The 2867-nt window shown below is 69.0% G+C and carries 4 protein-coding genes; 2 read left to right on the top strand and 2 right to left on the bottom strand.

Annotation, left to right across the window (positions count from 1 at the left end):
• Nucleotides 1-413: 413 nt before the first annotated feature.
• The gene (locus WA805_RS07000; RefSeq protein WP_425241928.1) at nt 414-596 is read left to right on the top strand and encodes a hypothetical protein; all 183 of its coding nucleotides are present in this window, start codon (nt 414-416) and stop codon (nt 594-596) included.
• A gap of 140 nt (nt 597-736) precedes the next feature.
• Nucleotides 737-1426: a L,D-transpeptidase gene (locus tag WA805_RS07005; RefSeq protein ID WP_425241929.1), complete on the top strand. Its 690-nt coding sequence runs from the start codon at nt 737-739 to the stop codon at nt 1424-1426.
• 72 nt (nt 1427-1498) lie between these two features.
• On the opposite strand, the gene WA805_RS07010 is transcribed toward WA805_RS07005, so the two are convergent.
• Nucleotides 1499-2242 carry a hypothetical protein gene (locus WA805_RS07010; RefSeq protein ID WP_422284428.1) on the bottom strand — a complete coding sequence of 248 codons (744 nt, stop codon included), beginning with the start codon at nt 2240-2242 and terminating at the stop codon, nt 1499-1501.
• Between the two features lie 121 nt (nt 2243-2363).
• On the bottom strand, nt 2364-2867 hold a 504-nt coding region (locus WA805_RS07015), incomplete at its 5' end, for a DNA polymerase III subunit delta' C-terminal domain-containing protein (protein WP_424559479.1).

A 2867-nucleotide genomic window follows, 5' to 3' on the forward strand; every position in this document is an offset into this window, starting at 1 on the left:
CCGGTCTAGGGTAAGCGCGGCCGGGCGAATGGTCACTATCCGGTAACCACGAAGCGGACTCACTCGTAACATGCTCATCTTTCGATAGCATTACGCTCTGGTGTCCCCGAAGTAGGGCACCAGGGCATTGCAGCGCGGTGACAAGCGGAGCGACCGGCCTGAGCCCCTACTGTCCACGCACCCGATTTTCCCGCAGCCAGGAGGCATCGCGTGACGGCATTGAAGCTAACCAAGCGTGCAAAAATTGCCGGACTGGCCAGCATGGCGCTGGCCGCCACCAGCTTGACGGTAATGTTCGTCTCCAACTCCGCGCTGGCGTCGACGTCGCCTAAGCCGACGGCGTCGTCGTCGACGGTAGCGACGCCTGGCGGACCCTCGGGGCCGCAGTCGTCGCCGTCGTCGCCGACACCCACTTGCACCTGCCAGGAGACGCCGACGGCCACGCCGACCACGGTGACGCCGCCGCCGACCACGCCTGCGCCGACGCCGACACCGACGCAGTCCGCGCCGGCACCAGTGGCGGTGACAGGCTCCCTGCCAGTGACGGGCTGACGTGCCGCAACCCCATGACGGCCGGGGAACGCGCCCTGGGCTAGGACGCGTCCGCCGGATCAGGCCGAAAGCCGCTGCCGGAGCTATTCCGGCAGCGGCTGCTGCCGCTCTCGTCGCCGTCTCGCTGAGCGGGTGCGGCGGCTCGCCAGCGCCGACGGCGAACTCAGCTACGCAGCAGTACGTCGTGCCGCCGGTCAGCGTCTCCGCGGCGACGGCCGCCAAGCTGCCCCAGGCGACGACGTACGCCACCATCCCGGCCGCGCCTGCCGACCCGGCGCGTTTCGCCGTCACCAACGGGCTGGTCGTTCACCCGCTGGCCGCGCAGGTCGTCTACGCCGCACCAGGCAAGGCACCGGTGGCCATGCTGCCTGCCACCGAGCTTGGCGCCCCGACCTGGGTCCCCGTCGTGCGAACCGGTGCCGGCTGGGACCAGGTGCTGCTGCCGAGCCGCCCCGACCACATCACCGGCTGGATCTACACCGCGGGCGCGAAGCTCGACACCCGCCACACGTCGTATCTGCTGCGGGTGAACCTCGCCACCCACCGGCTGAGCGTTTATAACGACGGCAAGCTGCTTGGGGCGTGGACGGTGGCGATCGGTGCTCCGGGAACGCCGACGCCTACGGGACGAACCTTCCTCCTCGCCCTGCTGGCCCCTCCCGACCCCACGTACAGCCCGCTGATCGTGCCGTTGGGTACCCACTCCAACGCGCTGTCCACGTACGGGGGCGGCCCGGGCACTGTCGGCATTCACGGCTGGCCTGACTCGTCCGTGTTCGGCCAGTCGGTCAGTAACGGCTGCGTGCGGGTACCCGCGACGGCACTGCAGCTTGTTTCGACGATCCCGCTCGGCAGCCTGGTCGTGATCAGCTAACCGTCTGGCCCGCCAGCTCGAGCTAGCGGCCGGTTAGCAAGCGCGGCCCCGCTCGTTCCTATGCGCTCGTTCCTATGCGGTCGCGGTGTTTGCTGTCGCCAGGGACCGCTCGGGGAGGAAGAGGGTAAGAGCAGCGGCGAAGGATAGGAGCTTCGACGCGATGTTCAGCGTGGTGGGGAGCGGTGCGGAAGGGTAGCCGAAGCCGGACAGGGCCCAGGCCGCGAACACGACCAGCATCAGCGCGAGGACAAAGAACGTGGCCCTGGTCAGCCTCACCATGGGCGACAGTGACAGGAGCAGCAGCGTGGTGAGACTGACCAGGAACAGGGGCACATTAAGGAGCGCCCGGTAGAAGGCCGGGTCGGGCGGAATCGGGGGATAGGTCCTGACCAGGACAATAAGTTGGAACGGCAACTCGAAGAACGCGAGCCCCGCCACCGCGCCGACGGCGGCGCTGGCCAGCCTCGTCCCGACGCCAGGCGAGCTGCGTGTCAAGACGAAGATGAAGACGGTCACTGCTGCCAGGAAGGTGACGAGAGTGACGGGACTACGGGGCTGGGCCTTGGCTAGGGTGATGTGATACTCGTGAAGGTCTTGCCGGACGTAGATGACGAAGCAGGCTATGAACGCCGCCATCGCCGCGACCCAGGCCAGGTACGCGGCAATCACGGCCGCCCTGCCTGGCCTGGCGCCTCGGACAGGCAGCGGCAGCCAGATCCCCGCACATGCCAGGCCTCCTGCGGCGGCCAACAAGCCGACGGCAAGCCAGATCCTGGCGGCACCGCCGTAACTGAACCACGTGCCGTACTGAGGCATGAGGCGTACCTGCTTCCAGGAGCGTGCCCGGAGCATAGCGCGCGCTGGGCGGCGTCACCATGACGGCCCGTCCGTTCCTGCCCATTCAGGCATCCTGACGATCAGCTGACGGTCAGGCCCGTTAGCCCTGGAACAGCGAGATCGTCATCTCCTCGACCGCGAGCAGCGGCGCGACGTTGAGCGTGAGCCGTTCCCGGCACCGCATGATCGCCTCGATGCGGCGCAGCGTCGCCTCCGGCGGCGCTGCGGCAGCGAGCCGCCGGACGTCCTCGATCCGGTCCGCGTTGGCCAGCTCGACGTCCGCGCCGTACTGCACCATGAGCACGTCCCGGTAGAAGGCCGCCAGATCGAGCAGCGCGCCGTCGAGAGTGTCCCGCTTGACCCGGGTGGCGCGCGACTTCTGCCGGTCCTCCAGGTCTTTCATGGCCCCGGCGACGCCGCGCATCGCCTTGGCGACGCCCTTCCCCGTCGAGCCCTCGCCGAACGCCTGCCGCAGCGCCTCGCGCTCGGGCTCGTCGAGCTGCTCGGTGACTGACTTCGCCTCGTCCTCCGCGGACTTCACCAGCGCGGCGGCGACGGCGAGCGCCGGGCCGAGCGAGGTCGCCTGCACCGGCACCTGCAGCAC

This window comes from Trebonia sp. (genome assembly GCF_049794275.1).
GTDB lineage: Bacteria > Actinomycetota > Actinomycetes > Streptosporangiales > Streptosporangiaceae > Trebonia.

Bases quoted from the DNA above. Each gene is read 5' to 3' on its own strand.
- WA805_RS07010 (WP_422284428.1), bottom strand. From the start codon at position 2,242: ATGCCTCAGTACGGCACGTGGTTCAGTTACGGCGGTGCCGCCAGGATC.